General features: G+C 44.3%; 21 protein-coding genes and 2 pseudogenes. 3 read left to right on the plus strand and 20 right to left on the minus strand.

Annotation, left to right across the window (positions count from 1 at the left end; genetic code table 11):
- Window positions 1-68: 68 nt before the first annotated feature.
- From EHS13_RS31940 to EHS13_RS31955, 4 genes are all read right to left on the minus strand, one after another.
- Window positions 69-2,849, minus strand: coding sequence for a glycosyl hydrolase (locus tag EHS13_RS31940; protein ID WP_227013635.1), 2,781 nt, complete (start codon window positions 2,847-2,849; stop codon window positions 69-71).
- Between the two features lie 46 nt (window positions 2,850-2,895).
- Window positions 2,896-4,077: a trans-sulfuration enzyme family protein gene (locus EHS13_RS31945; RefSeq protein ID WP_162463350.1), complete on the minus strand. Its 1,182-nt coding sequence runs from the start codon at window positions 4,075-4,077 to the stop codon at window positions 2,896-2,898.
- Window positions 4,078-4,155: 78 nt separating this feature from the next.
- Window positions 4,156-4,872: a FadR/GntR family transcriptional regulator gene (locus EHS13_RS31950; RefSeq protein ID WP_155704246.1), complete on the minus strand. Its 717-nt coding sequence runs from the start codon at window positions 4,870-4,872 to the stop codon at window positions 4,156-4,158.
- Between the two features lie 194 nt (window positions 4,873-5,066).
- Window positions 5,067-5,723 (minus strand): YjgB family protein, encoded by a 657-nt coding sequence (locus EHS13_RS31955; RefSeq protein ID WP_155704247.1) that lies wholly within the window; start codon window positions 5,721-5,723, stop codon window positions 5,067-5,069.
- A 157-nt stretch (window positions 5,724-5,880) separates the two neighbouring features.
- Here EHS13_RS31955 and EHS13_RS37030 point away from each other — a divergent pair.
- Window positions 5,881-6,057 (plus strand): annotated as a pseudogene (locus tag EHS13_RS37030) (IS3-like element ISBth8 family transposase); the annotation flags it as partial.
- 56 nt (window positions 6,058-6,113) lie between these two features.
- Here EHS13_RS37030 and EHS13_RS31965 read toward each other — a convergent pair.
- The 9 genes and pseudogenes from EHS13_RS31965 to EHS13_RS32005 all read right to left on the minus strand — a co-directional run.
- A complete protein-coding gene (locus EHS13_RS31965; RefSeq protein ID WP_155704249.1) occupies window positions 6,114-6,515 on the minus strand; it encodes a hypothetical protein in 402 nt (133 codons plus the stop codon).
- Window positions 6,516-6,551: 36 nt separating this feature from the next.
- The gene (locus EHS13_RS31970) at window positions 6,552-7,232 is read right to left on the minus strand and encodes an ABC transporter ATP-binding protein (protein WP_319633438.1); all 681 of its coding nucleotides are present in this window, start codon (window positions 7,230-7,232) and stop codon (window positions 6,552-6,554) included.
- Between the two features lie 10 nt (window positions 7,233-7,242).
- Window positions 7,243-7,620 (minus strand): GntR family transcriptional regulator, encoded by a 378-nt coding sequence (locus EHS13_RS31975; protein WP_155704251.1) that lies wholly within the window; start codon window positions 7,618-7,620, stop codon window positions 7,243-7,245.
- Between the two features lie 2 nt (window positions 7,621-7,622).
- The gene (locus tag EHS13_RS31980) at window positions 7,623-8,363 is read right to left on the minus strand and encodes a hypothetical protein (protein WP_155704252.1); all 741 of its coding nucleotides are present in this window, start codon (window positions 8,361-8,363) and stop codon (window positions 7,623-7,625) included.
- Between the two features lie 113 nt (window positions 8,364-8,476).
- Window positions 8,477-9,220, minus strand: coding sequence for a DUF2306 domain-containing protein (locus tag EHS13_RS31985; RefSeq protein ID WP_227013639.1), 744 nt, complete (start codon window positions 9,218-9,220; stop codon window positions 8,477-8,479).
- A 28-nt stretch (window positions 9,221-9,248) separates the two neighbouring features.
- Entirely contained in the window at window positions 9,249-9,884 is a 636-nt protein-coding gene (locus tag EHS13_RS31990; RefSeq protein WP_155704253.1) for a hypothetical protein, read from the minus strand.
- A gap of 12 nt (window positions 9,885-9,896) precedes the next feature.
- Window positions 9,897-10,154 (minus strand): DUF8691 family protein, encoded by a 258-nt coding sequence (locus EHS13_RS31995; RefSeq protein ID WP_155704254.1) that lies wholly within the window; start codon window positions 10,152-10,154, stop codon window positions 9,897-9,899.
- Window positions 10,155-10,399: 245 nt separating this feature from the next.
- Complete coding sequence (locus EHS13_RS32000; protein WP_155704255.1) at window positions 10,400-13,126, minus strand: winged helix-turn-helix domain-containing protein; 2,727 nt, start codon at window positions 13,124-13,126, stop codon at window positions 10,400-10,402.
- Between the two features lie 145 nt (window positions 13,127-13,271).
- Window positions 13,272-14,028 (minus strand): annotated as a pseudogene (locus EHS13_RS32005) (MFS transporter); the annotation flags it as partial.
- A gap of 556 nt (window positions 14,029-14,584) precedes the next feature.
- Here EHS13_RS32005 and EHS13_RS32010 point away from each other — a divergent pair.
- A complete protein-coding gene (locus EHS13_RS32010) occupies window positions 14,585-15,403 on the plus strand; it encodes a hypothetical protein (protein ID WP_155704256.1) in 819 nt (272 codons plus the stop codon).
- 128 nt (window positions 15,404-15,531) lie between these two features.
- Here EHS13_RS32010 and EHS13_RS32015 read toward each other — a convergent pair whose 3' ends face one another.
- From EHS13_RS32015 to EHS13_RS32040, 6 genes are all read right to left on the minus strand, one after another.
- Entirely contained in the window at window positions 15,532-15,855 is a 324-nt protein-coding gene (locus tag EHS13_RS32015) for a ribosomal maturation YjgA family protein (protein ID WP_227013641.1), read from the minus strand.
- A 142-nt stretch (window positions 15,856-15,997) separates the two neighbouring features.
- Window positions 15,998-16,942 carry an ABC transporter permease gene (locus EHS13_RS32020; protein WP_155704258.1) on the minus strand — a complete coding sequence of 315 codons (945 nt, stop codon included), beginning with the start codon at window positions 16,940-16,942 and terminating at the stop codon, window positions 15,998-16,000.
- A complete protein-coding gene (locus EHS13_RS32025; protein WP_155704259.1) occupies window positions 16,935-17,864 on the minus strand; it encodes an ABC transporter ATP-binding protein in 930 nt (309 codons plus the stop codon). Before EHS13_RS32025 ends, EHS13_RS32020 begins: the two co-directional genes overlap by 8 nt.
- Window positions 17,865-18,104: 240 nt before the next feature.
- Entirely contained in the window at window positions 18,105-19,211 is a 1,107-nt protein-coding gene (locus tag EHS13_RS36325) for a TolB family protein (RefSeq protein ID WP_162463351.1), read from the minus strand.
- A gap of 153 nt (window positions 19,212-19,364) precedes the next feature.
- Entirely contained in the window at window positions 19,365-19,883 is a 519-nt protein-coding gene (locus EHS13_RS32035; RefSeq protein ID WP_155704260.1) for a hypothetical protein, read from the minus strand.
- A gap of 37 nt (window positions 19,884-19,920) precedes the next feature.
- Window positions 19,921-20,427 carry an RDD family protein gene (locus EHS13_RS32040; RefSeq protein ID WP_162463352.1) on the minus strand — a complete coding sequence of 169 codons (507 nt, stop codon included), beginning with the start codon at window positions 20,425-20,427 and terminating at the stop codon, window positions 19,921-19,923.
- Window positions 20,428-20,630: 203 nt separating this feature from the next.
- On the opposite strand from EHS13_RS32040, the gene EHS13_RS32045 reads away from it, so the two are divergent.
- Window positions 20,631-20,984, plus strand: coding sequence for a DoxX family protein (locus EHS13_RS32045; protein WP_155704262.1), 354 nt, complete (start codon window positions 20,631-20,633; stop codon window positions 20,982-20,984).
- Between the two features lie 71 nt (window positions 20,985-21,055).
- On the opposite strand, the gene EHS13_RS32050 is transcribed toward EHS13_RS32045, so the two are convergent.
- Complete coding sequence (locus EHS13_RS32050; RefSeq protein WP_155704263.1) at window positions 21,056-21,427, minus strand: iron chaperone; 372 nt, start codon at window positions 21,425-21,427, stop codon at window positions 21,056-21,058.
- Window positions 21,428-21,442: the final 15 nt, after the last annotated feature.

Consider the following 21,442-nt stretch of genomic DNA (forward strand, 5'->3'; position numbering starts at 1 on the left):
AATCACTCCTAACTAATAAAACCAAAAATCCCACTGACGACAGTAATAATGTCAGTGGGATTTTTGAATTATCCGATGATACTAAGCGATGCTTTTCCCGAAAGTCCTGAAGGTAACGGTGCTAGGACATGTTTTCTTTCCTTCGTGGTATAGAGTCTTTTGTCATGAATTTGATTCATCTTTACCGTAAAATACGGCCAATTCTCTGATAATGGCCCTTCGGGCTTCGGCTCCTGAAGATCTGGAGAAAGCATATGATTAATCCACACATTGACTACTTTAATACGCAGGTCATTCTCACCTTCATTCAACCATTCGGTCAGATCCAGACGCCTCGGCGCTTTCCAGAGAACACCGGCACTTTGGCCGTTCACAAAAACCTCCGCTACATCATGGACGCCTTCCAAATTCAGCCAGATTCTACTTGTTGGCTGCATCGCAGGTACTGACACTTTCTTATCATAAAAGGCACTGCCGCAGTAATATCTCACTTCTTCGAATTGTTCCCATGTTTGCAACGTCGCTAGCTCCTGTTCAAAATGAGCTTTCGGAATCCGCAGTGTCCAGCTATCCGAAATGTCTATATGCTGGGCAGCCTGTTCAATTACCGTTAATATTCCGTTATCCTCCACTCCCACTGTTTCTGGAAGTTCTTCGTCAAATACGACCATGAATGACTGAAAAGGCTCGAACACAAATTCAATGCTGGCTGCATCCACTTCCAGTGAAAGCTGGATGCGGCGAATTGTCTTCTGTGTCATTGGATCCAGAACAACAGCAGCTTTCGTTCCGTATTTAAACTGAATACGTGCCTTCTGCTCTTGACTGCTAACATTTGCTAGAAAGTACACATGTCCACCTTCATGAATTCGATGCACATAACCGATTGTCTGTGCAGGCTGACTATCATGCATAGCTTCTCCAAACGGTTCAATCACAACATCAGGAGCCGCTGATTCATTTAAACGAAGGACCAATTCACTCTCATTCTCGATTATGATTGTTTTCCCTTTCCCTACTTTTCGCCAAACTCCGGTTTCTTCCTCAAACAAGCCATCCATAATTCTCTCGAGGCTCTCATTGTTCTCTTGTCTACCGAGATAACCTGGTACAGTACGAGGACGTCCACCTACCGCAATGAGAATGCCTCCTTCAAGCACGTATTCGAGTAATTTGTAAGCTGTATCGAGCGGCAGACGGCTGACTTTCGGCAAAATCATCACTTTATAACAGTTCGCGCCAATTTCCAGTCCTGTGTCTGAAATATGAGATAAGGCGGTAATCGCTTCATCATTGAGATAATCAAAATAATAGCCTGACTTTTGCACCTGATTCACCAGGCTTTTACCTATATGCTCCTCCAGCTTCATCGCCAAATGCAGCTCGGCCATTGGCATGGAAGACCATATATCGGCTTGAGGCAAATAGATGGCAACCTCCGAATAGCTGTCCCCTGTTTGCAGAAAGGCAGAAACGGTATGTATATAAGAGGAAAGCAGCGGATAGTATTCCCACCACGTATTGTTATGAGAGATAAAAGATGAGGCATAGAAAGCCCATCCAGGTTTGCCTACCGACTCAGGCGAATAGGAGTAGCCATGGTTCACAATTTGATTAATGCCATCCAAAAATACCGCATCAACGGCCGCTTTCATCATTTCCAGTGTTTCCATAAAACGCGGCATCCTCAGCCACGTGAACGTTTCGTTCGTTATGATGTTGCGTCCGTATACATGTCCCGCGGAGGAAGCCAATCTGCGATGAACCGTATTCACCTCATACTTGTCATTCTCGCCGAAGGTTTCACCTTCCGGAAAATCGGCAGCCGCATAGGCCTGCAGGATATCGCCCCAGGTCCCATGTGCCTGTATTCTCGATTTAGCCCCTCTGGAGTGGCTCCAAGCTGTAAAGTTACGGAAGAAGTTCTCAATGGTTAATTCCGAAAATGTTTTATAATAGTCATAACGAATATCTGCCGTCAGTTCGCCTATGCTTCCCCAAAGTGCCGGCATATAAGGCGTCAAATCGTAACCTCTGCGCAGCATGAATTGCTCTGGGAGGATATTGGTCCAGTTATTGCCAGCCAATTCAATTGAATCGCAGAAGAAAGCACGAATCCGCCCCTCTCCGAGCTTGTCCACCAAAGGGTCACCAAAATTTGCGAAGTAAAAGTCAGACACATCCTTGCGGCAATGGTCCATCGCATTCCCTTCCATACCCGGTGCTGGAACGCCAACCTGCTGCTTATATTTACTCGTAACAAAGATATATATTTTCCAATGTCCTTCCGGGATGCTAACTTTATTGAGGCAATGGCCCCAGGCCCAGCCATGCAGCCAGGTTTCATCCAAATGATCTGTAATATCCTGTAACGTATTCGCAACAATTACACCATTCTCGACTTTACCCATTACAGCTTTGGAAGGTGTTCCAGCCAAAATCGTCGTAAAATCCTGCTCATATTCACAAGGTCCCATAACATCGATTTGGTAGGGAATCAGAATCTCCGGTGCCATGTCAGTGGGAACGAAAGGACCTCCAAAAGGCCAGCCAGAGCAGAGCGTCATATCTACAAAAAGTCCCATTTCCTCAGCAGCCGTTAGCGTATAATCCAGCATTTCAAAAAATTCAGGCGAGAAAAAAGGCCGATTCTTAATTCCTAGCTCTTCAGAGTCCTCTTGGAGGGGATAAGTAATTTGAATTTCAACCCCGCCTAACCCAGCTTCTTTCATGAAGGTAAGCTCGCGGTGAATTTCAGCTTTGGTCACTGCTGCGCCATACCACCACCATCGTGTAAATCCTTTTGCTGCTGTTGGCGGATTTTGCAATAATTTTTGATAAAAGTCCATGTTTGATATGCTCATGACAATCCCTGCCCTTCTTCTACATTCGTTATTAAGCCCATTCCAAAGCCGCCTTCAAATCCTCAATCAAATCAATCGTATCTTCAAGCCCTACAGAGATACGGATCAGATGACCCATTCGGGGTTCGTAGATTGTATCGATAAATTGTTCATTTGGCCCACTCATACCTGGAGAATAAACTAAGCTTTCAAATCCACCCCAGCTGACACCGATTTTAAAATATTTCAGTCGATTGATCACCCGTGCTGCGGCATCGGCACCGCCATGGAGCTCAAAGCTTAATAATCCCGATGGCCCGTCAAATTGCTTCTTCGCTAACTCATGCTGCTCATGGCTAGGCAGGAATGGAAAGTTAACTCTCGCCACTTTGGCGTTTTCCGCTAACATCTGTGCGACCTCCAAAGCTGAGCTGGCATGCTGCTTCATCCTCAATCCAAAGGTTTTTAAGCCTCTTGCAACCAGCCAAGACTCTAATGGACCCAATGCTCCGCCAAATAAAGGATATTCCATTTGATTGATGCTCTCCATAATCTCCTCGGATGCTATCACAACTCCAGCAATAACATCACTGTGTCCTCCCAGATACTTGGATGCGGAGTGGATCACTACATCGAATCCCCACTCCAGCGGGCGCAAGAAAGCAGGTGACGCACAGGTGTTATCAATAATGGTACGCAGTCCATGCTCTCTCGCAATTGCTACGACAGCTGAAAGATCGAAGATCTCCATGAAAAAGGTCGAATAAGCCTCACAAACAATTAATTTTGTGTTCGGTTTAATCGCAGCACGTACGTGTTCCATTTCGCGAAAATCAATAAAATCAACTGTTATGCCGAATTTTTTCATGTAATGTCCTAACATCCCATAAGTGCCGCCATAGGTTGGAACACTGCAGATCACATGATCACCCTGCTGCAGAAAATGAAATAAGGTTGCAGATATAGCTGCCATTCCCGAGGCGAATATTTTAGCGGATTCACCGCTTTCCAGGGCTGCCAGCTTTTTCTCAAGTACTTCCAATGTCGGATTGCTCTGACGGGAGTAGTAGTATCCTTTGCCCTCTTGAAATGCTTCGTAAGACTCATGAATAAACGTAGAATTTAGAAAAATCGGTGGAACAACCGCTCCATGTATATTCTCGTCACCAAAGTGAGCTAGCATAGTCTGCATTCCCATCTTCGTAAGTGCTCGCTTTTCATCTTTATCAATCATTTTCCACAACTCCATTCGTAAATTGGTTTGAGTTTTTGAATAATTGGAAAGATGTCTGACCAATTATAATAAAAAAAATTAATGGAACAGCTTTTCATCCATGGTGTATAAGTCTTTTCTTAGGATTTCAAAATGCTTACGCATGATTCGCTTTGCATTCTTAACATCGGCTATTTTCATCGCTTCTAGAATTTGCCGATGCAGCGGCTCAGTCTCTCTGCCGAATATAGGGACTCTAACTGAATCAATAACATGAACAGCCCAAAGACTTTCCAAGTCCTTAATCGATTGGAATAAATTCAATAGCAGTAAATTGTTGGAGCCCTCATATAAGGTTTTGTGAAACAGAAAGTCCTCCTGTCGAGGAATTTCTCCTTTATTTATTTTCCTTTCATATTCGACTATAATTTCTTCTAATTGGGCCAGACAAGCACCGTTATTTTGATTTACAATCTGTTCTATAGCATACTGCTCCATCATTTCTCGAAGATCCAACATTTCAAGCAGCGATCTTTTCTCTAACGATACACGTAGCTTCATATCTGCTATTTCCCCAAGTATGGTTTTCTCAGCTCGAAGGAACATCCCGCTTCCAGGTCTGATTTCAATCATTCCATAACCTTCCAGCTTCTTCATTGCTTCCCTGAATGAAGCTCTGCTGATTTGAAACTGCTCACAGAAGAAACGTTCCGGCGGCAGCCGATCCCCTTGACTAAGGTTATTCGCAACAATATATTTAAGCACTTCTTCGGAAATGGATTCATGTAATTTTTGTCTTTTTAACGGTTTTAGCATTTGAATTTATATCTCCCTATCTCACAAAACTAGTAAGTTGTCTGACCAATTTATTAATATAATATATACTTTTGAAAGTGGTGTCAATTACAAACTTTTGTATTCACTAGGCGTGTAGCTGGTGACAGGAACCACCCCAAACAGAAAAAACACAGTCCTCTCAAATTAGAGGAACTGTGCCTTTTATTTACTGTTTATCCAGCCATGTTATTAATCGTGTCTTGAGGTGAATAAACAGAGATATGATCAACCTTACCTGTTGATTTAGGAATAATAAATTTGAGCTGGTATTGATCGTTGACCTTGTAAATATAAATGGTATCATCACCGTTAACAGTCGTATTGTTCGGCTTTCCTAACGCATTTTCAATTTGTTTAAGCGTTAGCTTCTGCAAATTAGCGGCATTTGAACGAACATCGAATATTTTCATCCCTTTGTTAAAGCCGATCACAACATTTCTCTTACTGTAGGTTGCATAAATTCCTTTGCCTGCTCCCTCTGTCTTGTCTGCCTTCCCCCAAGCTTCCTCAACTTCATCAAATAATCCAATATGCGCAGCAAATTTAACATCCGGAATTAAACCCTTTTTAGCTAGTTCGAATAAAGCCTTAATTTGTTTGTTTGCAGCATCTGTCGCTGTTGCTGGTGCAGGAGTCACTGCTATTGGTTTTGGTGCAATAGTTGGACTTGAGGTCGGTATGCTTGTAGGACTTGGCGATACACTTGCAATAGGTGTCGCTGTCGCAGTAGGTACAGTTGTTGCTGCAGGTGAGCTTGAACTACATGCCGTAAGCATCATAGTACTGGCAATTAATACAGAGCTTGCTATTATTTTGAATTGTGGCTTCATGCTGTCATCTCCATAGTTGATCGAATTTTTCTCTTTCTGCTCCCTCAGACGGCATACCTTTGAAAAATGTTGCAATAACCTTTTTAATTATTGGGCAAATACTCTCACATCCAAAACCGAGAAGCAGGGTTTCAGCTCATCGGCTAGTTATACACCATCTCACGTGTATCCTAACCGTTTGAACCGTCAATTCCATGCCATAGGGCCTCAGCAGAAATTGGTTACCGATATCACCTACATCAGTGATGGAACAGACTTTCATTACCTATCCTTGATTCAAGATCTATTCAACAACGAGATCGTGGCATGGCAAATATCCAGACGTAACGATGTTAACTAAGCCCATCTCTGCCGCCGTAGAGTTCGAACTCCATCCCATGCCAGCTTCCCTCAGCGCCACCGATCTCCGCGCTTCTTAACATAGCGTGCAAACACAAAGCGCCATGGAATGCCGATAGGAACTATCACGACTACCAAGCAGCTTATGGCAACATTCATCGTTGCATCGTCCATTTGACCGGAAGACCACAGTGGGAGCGCAACTATAGACAACCAGATCGCCTTCCACAACATTTCCCAAATAAGTATTGGCAACATCTGCAGCGGATACCGCAGCCCTAGAGCGCATAGTAGCGAAAAGGCGGCCAGCATGCAATTGACTACACCTTCCTTCAGTTCCCACGGCGTATCGTGATGAATGATTTCAGGCCATACTTTTACAAAAAGCCCCACGACGATAAAAAGATATACCCCTCTCAATAAATAAAGACGAAACAAAGAGACCTCGTTCATTCTATTAGCTCCTTTTTTTCAATATATAATCCCAATTTATACATAATTCTTCTTCATCCAAGCCGTAATACCCAGACCCTCTGATTCATGCAATTCATCCACACCAGCTATTCTTAGTAATGATCCGCCCTTGATCGCAATGAAGTAGTCCAATAATGATTCAACTTCCGCAATCTCATGGCTTGTCATGATTAGTGTCTGAGATTCCAAGTCAATATAAGAAATCATTCCTTTAACAATAGATTCTCGGGCCATAGGGTCAAATCCGGACAAAGGCTCATCCATTAGAATATAGGGTACTTCTCTGGCCAAAGTAAGCATCACTTTTACTCGACCCCGGTTCCCTTTCGAAAGATCTTTGATTTTCACATGTGGCTCCAGCTGCATAAATTTCATGATTTCTTCCGCTTTAGCCCTATTAAAGTCAGTAAATTGGGAAGCTTGAAAATCCATCGCATGACTAACAGTGAACATAGGATAAAAAGAATCAAGCTCCGATAAATAAGAAACCACCTTGCTGATTCTTCGGTTGGCAATCTCTCCATTTACAGTTACCCTTCCACTTGTGGGAAGCGAAAGTCCGGCGATAAGTCTCAATAATGTTGATTTTCCACTGCCGTTCTCACCCACAATGCCAATGATTTTACCTATGGGCAAAGTTAATGGAATGTCATTGAGGGCAGACTGTTTCATGTATTTTTTAGAAACATTAGTCATTTGAATCACGTTACTCATCTCCTATATCCAATTTGTTTAAGTGGTCTTTAAGCCCAGAAATCATCTCAAGTGAGCTGTACCCCATTTCCTGCATGACCTGGACGAACAATAAAATCTGCTCCTGCTTCAAATTATCACGTAGTTCAACCAAACGAGCTTCTTGTTCCGTAACAAATGTACCCTGACCTCTTTTTGCTTCCAGGATACCCTCACGCTCCAGCTCACTGTAAGTACGTTGAATTGTGTTTGGATTAACGCTGTATTTTATCCCCATATCACGGACAGATGGAAGCTTTTCACCTGCTTTCAATTCTTTACTTACAATCTGTCGATTGATTCGATCCGCTAACTGCAGATAAATTGGCTTTGAAGCATTAAATTCTTCCATTGCTACACCTCAGCTTTTTTGTCAAAGAACCAAGCAGTCAGAACGAATGATCCAATGATAATAATGATGTCGTAGAGATATTCTCCTGTATATGTTTGTATAGGCTTATCTATTGTAAAGCTAGGGAAGGTATAGGTGACTACACCCCAATTCACAATTAAATTATATAATTCAGTGGATTCCAATAGGACTTTTAACCAAAATAGGATGACGGCAGTCCCGATAACGACTAACCAGCTCCGACGCCCAATCTTAAATTTAAGGAATTGGAATAACGTCCAAAGAAATAACACCCCAATGCCAATAGTTATCGAAATTATAATAATATAAAGGGAAAATAATAATCCAGCTGTCCATGTGTCCGTCCAATACAGTTCAATTAAGCTGAACTTCTGCTTAATCAGCAATCCCGTCATCGCATATAATGTCAAAAGTGATACAACCATCATAGTCAGCCCATTCACTAATTTACTACTTAGCAATGTTGAAGCCGGTTGGGGATTATGCAGCCATAAATGCAGCTGGTTTGCCTCTGTCTTTAAACTGATTAACAACATAATCGGAATATATAAAACATGAAAAATAATAGCCGCTGCTACAGGTATGAACATAAATAAAGAATCTGTTTTCATCCCCACGAATATCGATAGCATGACCATCAATAAATTAATTACTAGACCCGCGAAAAATACGGTCCTTGTTAATTTAAAATCTTTTTTAAATACAGCCGCCCATGCCCTCATTCAAATCTCTCCTTCTTAATGTAAAAAAATTATTGTATTAGTGTACTGACTCTAACAAACAATAACCCAGTCAAGACACAAAAGTGTTTGACTGGGTTATTGTTTGTTAAACCTTACTGCTGATGAGAAACAACAGTTGATGCCATGCGCGCTGGAGGGACTGTCCGCTTGCGAATGGCCCATTCTGCCACAGCGAGGTTGATCACCCAAGCCGCTCCCATCAGTAGTGCTCTGCTGAGTTCACTCGGCGGGCCGAGGATCAATTCCCCACCCAAGAGGGTCACCACCTGCGTGCCTGCACCAAGCCCGATCGCGAAACCACGCATCATCCATGCGCGGTGCCGGATCACGTCCCCTCGCAGGATTACAGCAAAACCAAGAGCGATGGACACGACCATGGCCGACCCAAACAGGAGCCGAAATGCATAAAGCAATTCACCGTCGCCAGGTGCGTGAGGATAGAACAGGGTCATCCACAGCCCTGATAGCCCAACCAGTAGTCCGCATAAAACCAGGAGCCGTCCGACCGCGCGGTGCCAGCTAGGCTTGCGCCGCCGGAAACCGGTTGCGAACTGGAACGGGCCGAGAATGCCATACACAATGGCACTCAAGATATGCACCACCAGCGGCAAGGGCGACGCATCGAACCGTGCGGCGGCCGGCATGATTTCCGGGCCACCGGCCAGCTGGGTTAGGCGTAAGGCACCACTGGCGAGTGGAATCAGGCTCAGCACTAGCAATCCGACGATCATAGGCCACTCTGCCCGCGTTTTGGTTTTTCTAGATATAGGTTTCCCTAACTCATTGAGCTGGGGCACATCGAGGTTTCGATCTTCAACGTAATCATTCGCTTTCATTTTCAGCTCCCCTTCCAGCTAATGGTACCTAGTCTTTCTCTCGCAGTTCAGACCAATGTGCATATCCGAACCAAGCCATAGCTAAACCCACCAACACCGCCGTATAACGAGCGAGCTCGTGCGAGATCAGCCCAGCCGGGATGGCTGACACGGCCCCGAGGGCAAACAAGATGACCGCCAAGCGTGGCAGGGTGCCGGCGCGGAATATTGCAATACTAAACAGCAAGGCACCTAATAAATACGTTACGCCCCCCACCGGTACAAAAATTGCTAGGGCACCGAGGCTAACTTCGCTGCCTCCCTCACCAAACATATTTATGAAGCCCACCACAAACTTCGGTACATCTGGTGCCAGAATCGGCATGATAAAGGCTTCAGCAAAGGTAAAGACCATTACGAGAAACATCCAAATGCTAAGCATGAGAAAACCGACTAGACCAAGCAACCCGAGCTTTTCCATTTGCCTGATGTAAATCCCTGTAAAGCCGATCAGGCCCAAACAGGCCATGGCCACGGACATTATGTGGACAATTGCCCAGAGGCTAGTGGTGACTGACGAAATAATTTCCTCTGGATGGAGCGGCTGAATGATAGCGTAAAGTATCCCTGCCACAATTAGTGATAATCCTGTAAAACGATTGAGATTCGACGCTGTAATTTTCATTTTTTTCTCTCCCTAATCTTCCACTTGTTTGCGATCAACTTGAATAACTGAAACCAATGGCAGGACAAGATCACGCACTTTCCTCAGCATGCCATGTAATGCGGCCTGATCCGCCACCAGGCCAGAGAGGAGAGTGGTTCCGTCGCTTTCATGGGTGAAGCTCATGCCCTCAAACTGGTCAGCCCATCGGGTATCCAGGTGTCCCTTGAGGCGAATCTCGTACAATCCAGGCTCGTAACCGTCCTCCGCTGATACGTTTATTTCACTCATTCTGTGCCTCCTTCAAGTTATGCCTGTGGAAGTATCTCCACGTCGTCGCATGTGTTTCTTTCTTCATTAGAATACAGGTTCATATGGTGAGTCCGCATCACCACATGTGGTGATTTGTCATTCGGCAGGTTGCACGGAATAAAAAGAAAGCCCCGGCAAATGTGCCAGGGCTGGGGATGGTGGATGTTGTATGCTTGCTCGCACGCTGCAAGGACAAACGTCGCCACCTTTTAACTTTCTTATAGTTAGAACAAATCGAGTTCCTCAGCCCGGCGAACTGCTGCCCGACGACTGTTCACCTCAAGTTTATCGTATATGTTCTTGGTGTGGGTCCGCAGGGTGTTCAAGGACACAAAAAGCTCGCGAGCCATATCTGGGCCACTCAAGTCAGTTCTGAGCAGCCGAAGCACGTCACGTTCACGTTCGCTTAGAGGCTCTTTCATTGGCTCGCTCACAACCTGTTTGGCAGGCGTTCTGTCCTCAGTCTTATTAAATGCTGCCAGTAGGTGACGGACATAGTTCACAGCGATCCCCTGTTTCACGGCCTCTTTTAGCAGGATCGCCATAGGTCCACCTTCGTCCATAAAAATCCGAACATAGCCCTCTGGCTCAGCCAATTTTAGAACTCGTTCCAGCGGCACAAAAGCAGATGGGATGTCACCTTTCATATGGTGAGCAATTGCTTGCAGTACCAGGATTTCGATCACGCTTCCCGTCCTCTCGCCTTCTTCCGCTGCTTGGAGGAGGCGCTTCAGGAGTTCCATTGCCTCATGCATGGAATGGTCTGAGTGGTCGCTCTTATACTTGGCCAAGAGCACCCTAGCCATGGTGATGTGCTCGAACTCGCGAAGGTAGGAAAGCTCGTCTAAGGAGGACAGGCCCTGCTCCCGTACCCAGTCAAAGGCTTCACCCAGCCTACCTTGAGCGATCCACACTCGTGCCTTTAATGCCGCTACAGGACGTACATTTGGGAAAAAGTCACTCACATACAGGTATTCTGCCTCTATGAGAAGGTCGAGTGCACCATCCAGATCTCCTTTAATCTCCAATATTCGAGCCATTGCAACTCGCCAGCGATACTGATATTGCGGGAAACCGGTGTGCTCACCCTGCTCCTTGCTCCTCAGCAGGTTCTGTGTGGCGGCATGCAGATCATCATGCTCACGGTAAAGCTCACTCATTCCCACGTACATGTCTGCCGTTCCCCGCATTGCTGGCTCCCCGTGCTCCATCGCAAGCTGTAATCCCCGCTCATTAATACGCATCGCCTGACGGAGTTGCCCTTGCCCAATCCTTATATCAGTCAAAGCGATTGAACCTCCGATTGCGTCGGAGATGTACCCCGCCAGCTGCAAACTAGCCATCCCCTCAGCGAAAGTCCGATGCGCTGTCTCAAGATCTCCAACTCTCCAGTATGCAAGTCCCAGAATCCCATTTGCCGCGCCGCGCCGGATATAGTCGTCCAGAGGTACAAGGTCAAGCACCCGCCTAGCGTAATTCATACTACTGTTCACATCACCAAACACCAAGCTTTGTCCAGCCCGGTACATGGCGATCGAACCTGGGAGAAGGCGAAATTGCTCTTCGTCCACGACGACCATCTCAGCAGCTGGGGCTTCTGGTCGTTCATGCATGTCTTCCATCGTCTCCGTCCACCGCTCTGCGACTCGCAGTAGATCCTCAATACCCTCTAGCTCACCGTTAGACAATAATGTCCCGGCATACTGAACGCTGAGCACGGGCCTACAGTGGAACAGTTCGATAGGGAGAGCCCTCATCCAACCTAACATTGTAGCTTCTTGTCTAGTCTTGGACATGGCTGGACATGCCAGCTCAACAAGGTCTGCCGCTCGAGTAAAATCCTCGGTAGCCAGTGCGTGGCGGATCGCATCGGATGCCGAGCCATGCTGTTCGTACCACATGCTTGCACGCCGATGGAGCGTAGCTACCTGATCAGGCTGTTCCTCCCTCAAATGCGCAGAGAGAACCTCGGCAAAGAGGTGGTGGTAGCGATACCAATTACGCCTGTCATCCAGTGGGACGACAAAAAAGTTACCTCTCTCGAGGACCTCCAAACGCGCATTGCCATCCTCCTGGCCGGTGACGGCATCACACAACGGACCATGCAATTGACCGAGAATAGAGGTCTGAAGTAAGAAGTTCCGGACAGGGGCAGGCTGACTATGCAGGACCTCCTCGACCAGATAGTCCACAATGTAGCGATTATCTCCAGCGAATGCCCGAATGAACGCAGGAATGTCCTCGCGTCCCTGCATCGAAAGTGCTGCCAGCTGGAGCCCCGCAATCCAACCTTCGGTCCGGCTCTCTAACGCAGTAATTTCCTCGGCCGAGATACTTAGGGCCATTACTTGATTGAGAAACGTGGACGCTTCACCTGGAGTAAAGCGCAGATCAATAGCGCGCAACTCAGTCAAGTCGCCGCGTGCACGTAATCGACCCAGAGGAAGCTGTGGATTCTCGCGGGTGGCGATGACTAGGTGCTTCTGTGGCGGGAGATGCTCGATTAGGAAGATAAGGGCATCGTCGATCGGTTTAGCTCCAATAACATGGTAATCATCAAGAACAAGGACGAATTTATAAGGAAGGGATGAAATTTCATTGAGCAGGATCGTTAGAATCGTGTCGATTGGTGGAGGTTGTGGGGAATTGAGCGCACTAACCACGCTTCCTCCAAAATTCTCGGCAATCGTCTGCAGTGCAGCGACAAGGTGAGTCAGGAAGCGTATAGCGTTGTTATCCCCTTCGTCCAGTGACAGCCATGCAATAGGTCGATCACAAGCGGCAACCCATTCACTAACCAGTGAAGTCTTGCCAAAACCAGCGGAAGCAGAGATTAGGGTCAGCTTGCGGTCTATACCCTCGTTCAGACGTTCTATCAGGCGTGGTCGAGGGACAGCATTAACCCGCGGAAGCGGGATATACAGCTTAGTGGCTAAAATGGGCATATTCATAGACTTATACTAATACAAACACGACTTCCGCCCAGATATCTCAACATATTTGATTGCCCCATCCTATGAGTTTATATCCGTTATGATAGCTTAAATTTGAGCTTTCCACCACTATTATGTCACTGACCAAATGAACACCTGCAGTCTAAAATTGCCCCGACTCCCTGCGCCGCCAACTCATGAATACCAAGGACAATGCAATGACCGTAAGGATAACACCAAGCGTTCGAAATCCCGTGGCACTGAACTTATCCCCCATTACACTGCCTACCAATAGTGAAGAAAGAATAGTCCCCAAGTATCTCGACGTCATGAATAAACCGGAAGCTACCCCGATAATGACATGCACCAATGAGACATGCCCAGATGATTTTGCTGACAGTGTTCCAATAAGTAGGGCGACCAGACCCACTGTGAAGAGCAGAATCCCTGACGCATCAATCAAATTAATCCATTTTCGAAAGGACATGCCTTGTGCAACAGGTTCTGAAGGCTCGTCCTTAGGAATAGTCCTCCAAGCTAATAGAAAGCTCGCCACTACAAACGGAATATTGACGAGAAAAATAGCAGCCCAATCCCACCAATGAATCAAGATCCCGCCAATAAAAGGTCCAATTGCTGCCGCTCCTGAGAGGAATATGACGTGCTGTCGCTTGTTTCTCCGTAATATGAATGCGTACAATGGCCATTCCAACTGAAACGATCATGCTTGTTCCGATAGCTTGCACAATGCGAAACACTATGAGCCACGTAAAGCTTGGTGATAGTGGAGCTAATAGGGATGCAACGAAAGATACGACGAGCCCGATAAGAAATATCTTCCTACGGCCGAATAAATCACTGGCCTTTCCCATGACAGGTTGAGCGATAGCACTCGCAATGTAGAAGAAAAAAATAATCCAGGGCTGGAGCATGTGACCGAAGCAGCACGAAGTCTGTACTTTACTCAATCGTCACTTATGTTATAGAATATTTTGAGGCGTTATCGGCAACAAACTAAGTTTCTAAGTTCTCTAAATAGCTTGAGCAGCTACTTACCCCTTACGCAAAAAGTCGATCCTTTCTTAAGGACATAGGAGCCGCTATTTAAAGAAAATAACGTTTTTTGACTTGCTTGCGGACATAGGAGCCGTTAATGTAACACTTTCGCTGAAAACTATCTTCTCTTTAGAAAATAGGTGCTGTGAGGTCCGTTAACCTTCTATCTTAAGTGATATCGGCCATATAGAGGCTATGGTGTCCGTATCTGTTTTTCAGAGTTAGGCTCCTGCTGATCTCAAAATGAGTAGGCCATACCACATGTCCATTTATTTTAGGAATTTCCAAAAAAAATGATTGCGCTTTCACTTATCTGGTGGTAACCTCAAGGAGAATGACCAAATAAAAGGAAAAGGGGGTTAATTATAAACTGTTTGGATTCATGGCATCAACAAATCTAATAGAAGAAGGTGTATTTACGTGAAAAGAAGAATGCTTAAGTTATTAATGGGTTTGGTTTTGATTCTGTCACTCGTTCCCGTTTTTACCGCAAACGCGGCCACTGGCGCTTCCACTGCCAGCGTCACGAGCAATTCGCTCCAACTGAACTGGACGCTGCAATCTGGGGAAACTGCCGTGCAAATTTTTAAAAACGGCAGCTTTTATGCGTCTACCGCTTATACGAGTACCTATCCTATCACGGGACTCAGCCCGTGTACCTCTTATTATTTCGAAGTCAGAGGCAGCGCCGGTTACTCAAGTACGACCACGTCTACCGTGACGACGCTTGGTTGTCCGTCAGCGCCGGTGATCACCTCCAGCACTACGTATAACTCCATCAGTCTGAACTGGAGTTCCACGAATGCAGTCGAATATGATCTGTACGTCGATGGCGCTTTCTATACGACGACGACCGCGACGAGCTATTCTTTGTCCGCGACGCCTAGCAGATCGTACTCGATCAGGGTTGTGGCCCGCAATGCCACTGGCCAAACTGCCCAAACGATCAAGGGAGTCGCGACGCCTGCTTTCTTCCAAACATATACGCAATCCGGTATGTCGAATAATATCGTTGTCAGCGCTGGCTTTACAAACACGAGCTCTACGAGCAGCACATACATCTACTTCTCCCTTTACCGGGGCAGCACCTACGTAGGAGGCACTTCAGTCTTCCTCTCAGCAGGGCAAAGCAGTTCGCTGAACACCACACTGGCAACGGGACAACCGCTAGGCACATACCGGTTAGAAGTGTCGTCAACTTACGCCGTCATCGGTGGGTTATCGTTTTATTCTAATTAATACAATTATGCACGAAGAGACCTGCGCACACCTGTGTGCAGGTCTCTTCGCCTGTTCATCCACCTGTAAATAGAGAATCAGTCAATGAAATGTTCAAATCCATATACGATGCCGCTAAATTTACTAAGCTAAGCGATTCGTTGAACTAGACTCCGATCTATCAAATAAGCGCCTATGGCTCCTTCGCAATACCGGACCAAATCCACATAGAGGAATCCGCGCCCGAGAATAAGTCCACCGAGCAGCGTACTCCGGATTCTGTTTACCCAATCCGCTTGGTAAAGCTGGCTGCACTCGATGGCATAACAGAATCCAAGGCTAATGAGGAAGGCTTGCAGAACTGACATTCGAACTAACAAGGCACGCACGCCAAAATAGATCATCGCCGCCCATAGGGCATCGCCAAAATGCTCCGCTACAAAATGGGGCAGCACAGAAGCATATGCTCTCAACCCAATCCCTAGCAAGATGATTACTATAACTGCCTGGGCTTACAACACTCTGATTCTCAACAGTTCCCCTTCTCTCCAATAACGAATACGGTTGACTTCATTTGGGTTACCTCTTTTATGCTAATGCTACATTTCCCAGGGGTCACGCAGCAACATCCCTCTTTGTAAATACGAGCCAAGACACTAGATTAAACACTATAAAGTAAACACTCAGTACAACAATCGAAAATGCAAGGGTCATCCCTTCCTGATAAGGGTGGCCATTTAGATGCTGGGTCAGATCGATATTCGCAAACAAAAAATACTTGCTCCAAGCGAAGCGCTGTATGATATTCGAAGCAATGGTACCCGCGAACAAAGAAAAGAGGGAAAACCCGATCGCCATCGCACTGCTGCGGAACGCCGACGAAATCATGAAAGCAATCGACACGATCATAACCGTTGATACACTACTAAACAAATACGTTTTCCAGAGATTCGCAACCATGCTCCGTTCTACAACCTCTCCATCGGTATTGATACCTATTAGGGGCAAGTTGATGTCCTTAAATCCATAGAGAATTCCATTTATTACAACGGAAACGATAAACAGAATAATCAAGAGCAGGATCCCGAAAAGAATCACGGAGATATATTTAGACACAAGAATCTTTAGTCGGCTGGCTGGCCGGATAAGCAGCAGCTTAATCGTACCGCTAGCGAATTCACCAGCCAAGCTGTCCCCTGCCACTATGGCAGTAAATAACGTGATCAAGATAATCAAGCCCGCCGATCCATTGATTCCATCCCACATCGTGTTATTTTCCGTCTGGATATTGTGCTCTAGATGATAATCGAAGATGGCAACCTGCTCTTCATTGAATTTGCGGTTTTCCTCATCCAAGTCTTTTTGCTTCAGGATTTCCAATCTGGATTGTTTGTCCTGAGCAACACTCTCTTGCCAGGAGCCCTTCTGTGCATCCTTGCCGTCATTGTATCGTTCCATTGAGTTTACTAAGATGAGCAAAAAGATCATGAATCCGATCATAATCCACGTTCGAACCCGGCGGTAAATCTTCATATTTTCATTCCGTATAAGATTAACCAATCTGTCCGCCTCCTGTCATTTCCAAGAATCGATCCTCCAAGGATTGACGCTGGGCTTGGACACTGTAGACTCGAATGTCTAATCTAATCAGATCCATTAGGATATCCGGAATTTGTTCCTTCTCAGCCTCAATCTCCAGTCCTTCAGGAAGAGCTTTTACTTCCTTCACATTCTCCATTTCTTTCAACGCATTTAATGCTTTTTCGACTGGCTTAGCCTCAATGACGTAGGTCTGCACCTGCTCCGCCGATTGCATAAACTCATGAATCGGTTTCACATCGACCAGCTTGCCCTGTTGAAGGATAGCGACTCGATCACACATCAGCTCCATCTCAGATAATAAATGGCTGGAGACAATAACGGTAATTCCTTCCGTGCGGGTCAATAGGCGCAAATAATCGCGAAGCTCCCGAATGCCCGCCGGATCTAATCCATTGGTCGGTTCGTCCAGAATGAGCAGCGATGGACGATGCAATAGCGCCTGTGCTACGCCTAATCGCTGCCGCATCCCTAGCGAGTACTTCTTCACCTTGTCATGGATCCGATTCTCCAGCTTTACGATACCGACTACCTCATCGATTCGTTCCTTAGTCACGCCAGGTACCATCTGTGCATAATGAATGAGATTGTGATACCCGCTCAGATACTTATACATTTCCGGGTTTTCTACAATGGCTCCAACATGGCGAATCGCTTGCTCGAACTCACTTTTAATATTCTTTCCCTTTATAAAAATTTCACCTTGGGTAATGGACATTAAGCCCACCATCATGCGAATAGTAGTGGTCTTACCTGCCCCATTAGGTCCCAAAAACCCAAAAATTTCACCCTGCGGAACATCGAAAGTAAGATTATCAATGACCGTGGAACGGCCGATTCGTTTCGTTACATGACGCAAGCTAATAATAGGTTCATTGCTCATGATAGACCTCCTTAACCTTATTTATTTCTTTCAATTCTAGCATAAAATTTATTGTTTTACAATATATTAATGTTATACAAAAATATATTATTATTGTTATGTAATTTACCTCTTGGCCAGCATTACATCAATATTGATTATAATGGACATGTTATTCACCTCACATAAAAAGCAGAATTGAACTTATATTTCAGTTCAATTCTGCCATTATTATATTGAGCTATTATTAGGATATCCTCTTTAATTATTTAACGAATATGTTAAATGGACAATACTGCTGCTAGATTGGTTCCCACTCATTTCGGTATATGCCAATTCTCTGCCCGAAGGACTCCAAGAGGTTGTCGGATTTTCGATATCGATTGCGATCTGGGTAGACTTGTCGGTTAACAGATCGTAGAGATAAAGGCCGTTAACAGTTGTATCGTTCACAAGACTGTAGGCAATCATTCGCTGATCCGGTGACCATGAAACACCACTAAGCTCCGTACCTTCCGCAATGACTTTTCGATTTCCCCCGTCTGCATCACAAAGGATCAGCGTTAGTTTGGGGTCGTTATATTGCAAAATGAGCATTTGATTTCCGTCTGCCGACGGGAATACTCTGTAAACATGATCCAGATTCAAGCTAGTCTTTTCCTTCGTATTCAGATCCAGCACTTGTAAAGATTCATCAGAATTGGTATTGTAATAAATCTTATTTTTCATTTTTTGGACAATAACCAAGGCCTCTCCACTTAACCCATCCACAGCTGCGATCTCCCCAGAAGTACTTGCCGTAAAAGCACCACCGCTGTAGGCAGGGCCAATTACCGTATCATCATCGGCCCAATTGGCGCTCATAGCCCCTGCGATCGGATCTCCCATGATTCCGAATGAATCCAAAGTATCCAGGTCCATCACGTGATAGACGGGATCGCCTAAAGAGAATTCGCTATATAGCAGATGCGTCTTGTCGGACGATAATAAAGCACCGCCCAAAAACGCATTTTTCTGTTCTTTTAACAGGTCGTATTGTTTGGTATCCAGATGGTAGAGATAGAGGCTTTTGGGAGAGAATTCCGCCAGCTCTCCCAGACTCATTTTGCCCAAATCTTTGTTTTCTTTTGAAATAACAACCGTTTCTTCATCCATCCAGTCTGAGATTGCTATGTTCTCATAATGATCAATTTTTCCCACAGAAACATCGGGCTTGCCTACTTCTTTGTCGGTAACTTCAATGACCGTGGTGGTGTTCTCAGGCTCTTGCGTGACAACCGTGTTTGCAGCCTGATCTGTACTGCAGGCAGTAAGAATCATAAGCAACACCGGAACAATTGCTATCTTGATTATTTTGGTTTTCTTCAATACGATCGCCTCCTCGAAAAGTGTCCTATTGATACTTATACCCAATTAAATCAATAATGACTTTAACCTGAAGCAAATTGTTGTGCTATCCTGTCAGTCGAACCTTGAGACATAAAAAAGCTGATGTCTAATTCATTTAAGAATCCATCAGCTTTAAACATTCATTTTGACCTTCGAATTTATTATTCCCAAGAGTAACCATTGTTTTTTATATAAATGACCAATTTTATACTCTTTATTATCTTTATCATGAATAACAGATAAATTATTATAATGAATAACAACTAATCTTTTAATATTAGAAAATTGTACTTTCCAGATTATTCTTCCTCTTACTTGATAAAAGACTTCCGTATCTGTTAAAACTATCTTTCTTGAAAATGGATAGTATAATACAAATGCACTTGAACCAAGGAATAATATTGTAAATCCTAAAACTATAAATGACCATTCTAATAAAATTAAATTATAAAGAAAAATTAAACCAAAGATAACCAGAAAACTTGATAAGATATAAAAGCCAATTTTGGAGCAAGGAAATTCAAGTTTCTCATACTGCCCTATTTTTACGTTATCGATTTTTCTATCCCAGAAAGCAAATAATAAATGTTGCAGTACTAAAAGTAATCCAACAAAAATTAAACAAATAATAATAACTATGATTGGATTCATCTACTACCCCCTTTCCATATCTGGCTATCCTCTAACCCTACTTTTTGAGTTTAATTGACTGCCCTCTAAGATTTCCACTTTCTTTTATAATTCTGATTTTATTTTTCACAGGATTCGTATTTATGACATATGTTTTAGAAATTATATCATGGATTGCCTTATGTATCTTATTGAAAGCAGCGATTAGAAAACCAATAAACAATGTTATATAACTCAGAAACTTTGAAATGAACCTTGCATTTGAACGTGCAAAGCTAATTCTTTTTATATTATGATTCACTACTTTTATTCCAAGAGCTAATTTCCCAGGAGTCGCCTGGTATTCTGAGCTTTCAAAAATAGTAAAGTATAAATACGCTGCAACTAGTTGAATTAAGACAAGTGAATCGGAATTTTCAGCTGTATAGTAGTTGAACCTCCTTGTAATAAGGAAATTGATGATAAAATAACAAAGAGACAACAGAAAACCGTCAATTACTAATGATACTAATCTTTGTCCAAATCCAGCAAATCGAACTACCATCTTTAATTTATATATTTTCAACTTTAAGGAAAATGTTACTTCAACAGTATCATGAGTAACGACATTTCGTATATATATTTTCTATGATTTTCTACTAGCTTATAAAAAATTTGGGAGGATTATAAAAAGTTGATCTTCCACGTTGACATGACACCATAAAGTGTCCTATAATCAAGTCACCAAATGATCCGTCTGGATCAACTTTTAAAGGAGGAATTGCACTTATGTATATTATTTTTGTTGTTTTAGAAAGTTTTCTGATTACCGTTATGACCTTTGGCGGAGGAAGCAAGCTGGTCGGTGCGAAAGGCTTTGTTGATATGTTCGAGGCGATTAAACTGCCGCAATGGTTTCGAGTTGTTACAGGACTTGTTCAACTAGTCTGGGCAGCCGGGCTTATCATCGGATACTGGCATCCGATAGTAGCCGCATGGGCAGGTGTTGGGATTGGCATCACGATGCTGGTGGCAGCCCTTACACATATAAGAGTCAAGCAGCCTTTTGGAGAAGCTTTACCAGGCTTTGTGATAACTTCGATTGCTACCGCTATGGTACTCGTGTATGCATACGGAGTCTGATCCATCAATTAAAACAGCAGCGGCAGCCATGAACAATAAAGTTCATGACTGCCGCTGTTTATTGCCTTCTTTTATTTCCGCCAAAAAGTTGAGCAGTCTGCCTTATCCAACATATTAAACTCAATCATTTTCTCAAGTAATAAGAAATCAACCGGACTATTCCACTGGATACGCATCAACAGCTTAGTGTGATCATAACCAGCCTTCTCAATTTCATCAGAAAAATGACTAATCCCTGCAGCTTCAGGAGCAACAGCCATATGATTTTTGGCTACACTGAAACCAATAATATATGTATCGTGATCGGTAAACATAGGCTGATTCCACCCGATTTTCGGCACTAAAGTCGGAAATTTCTTTGTTATCCAAGTAAAAACTTCTTCGGTTCGTTCCCGATGATCCGGGTTATCAATACCCGCTAAAAATTCTGCAAAAACTTCCATATTGATCACTCCTAA

The organism is Paenibacillus psychroresistens (genome assembly GCF_009728935.1).
GTDB lineage: Bacteria > Bacillota > Bacilli > Paenibacillales > NBRC-103111 > Paenibacillus_AC > Paenibacillus_AC psychroresistens.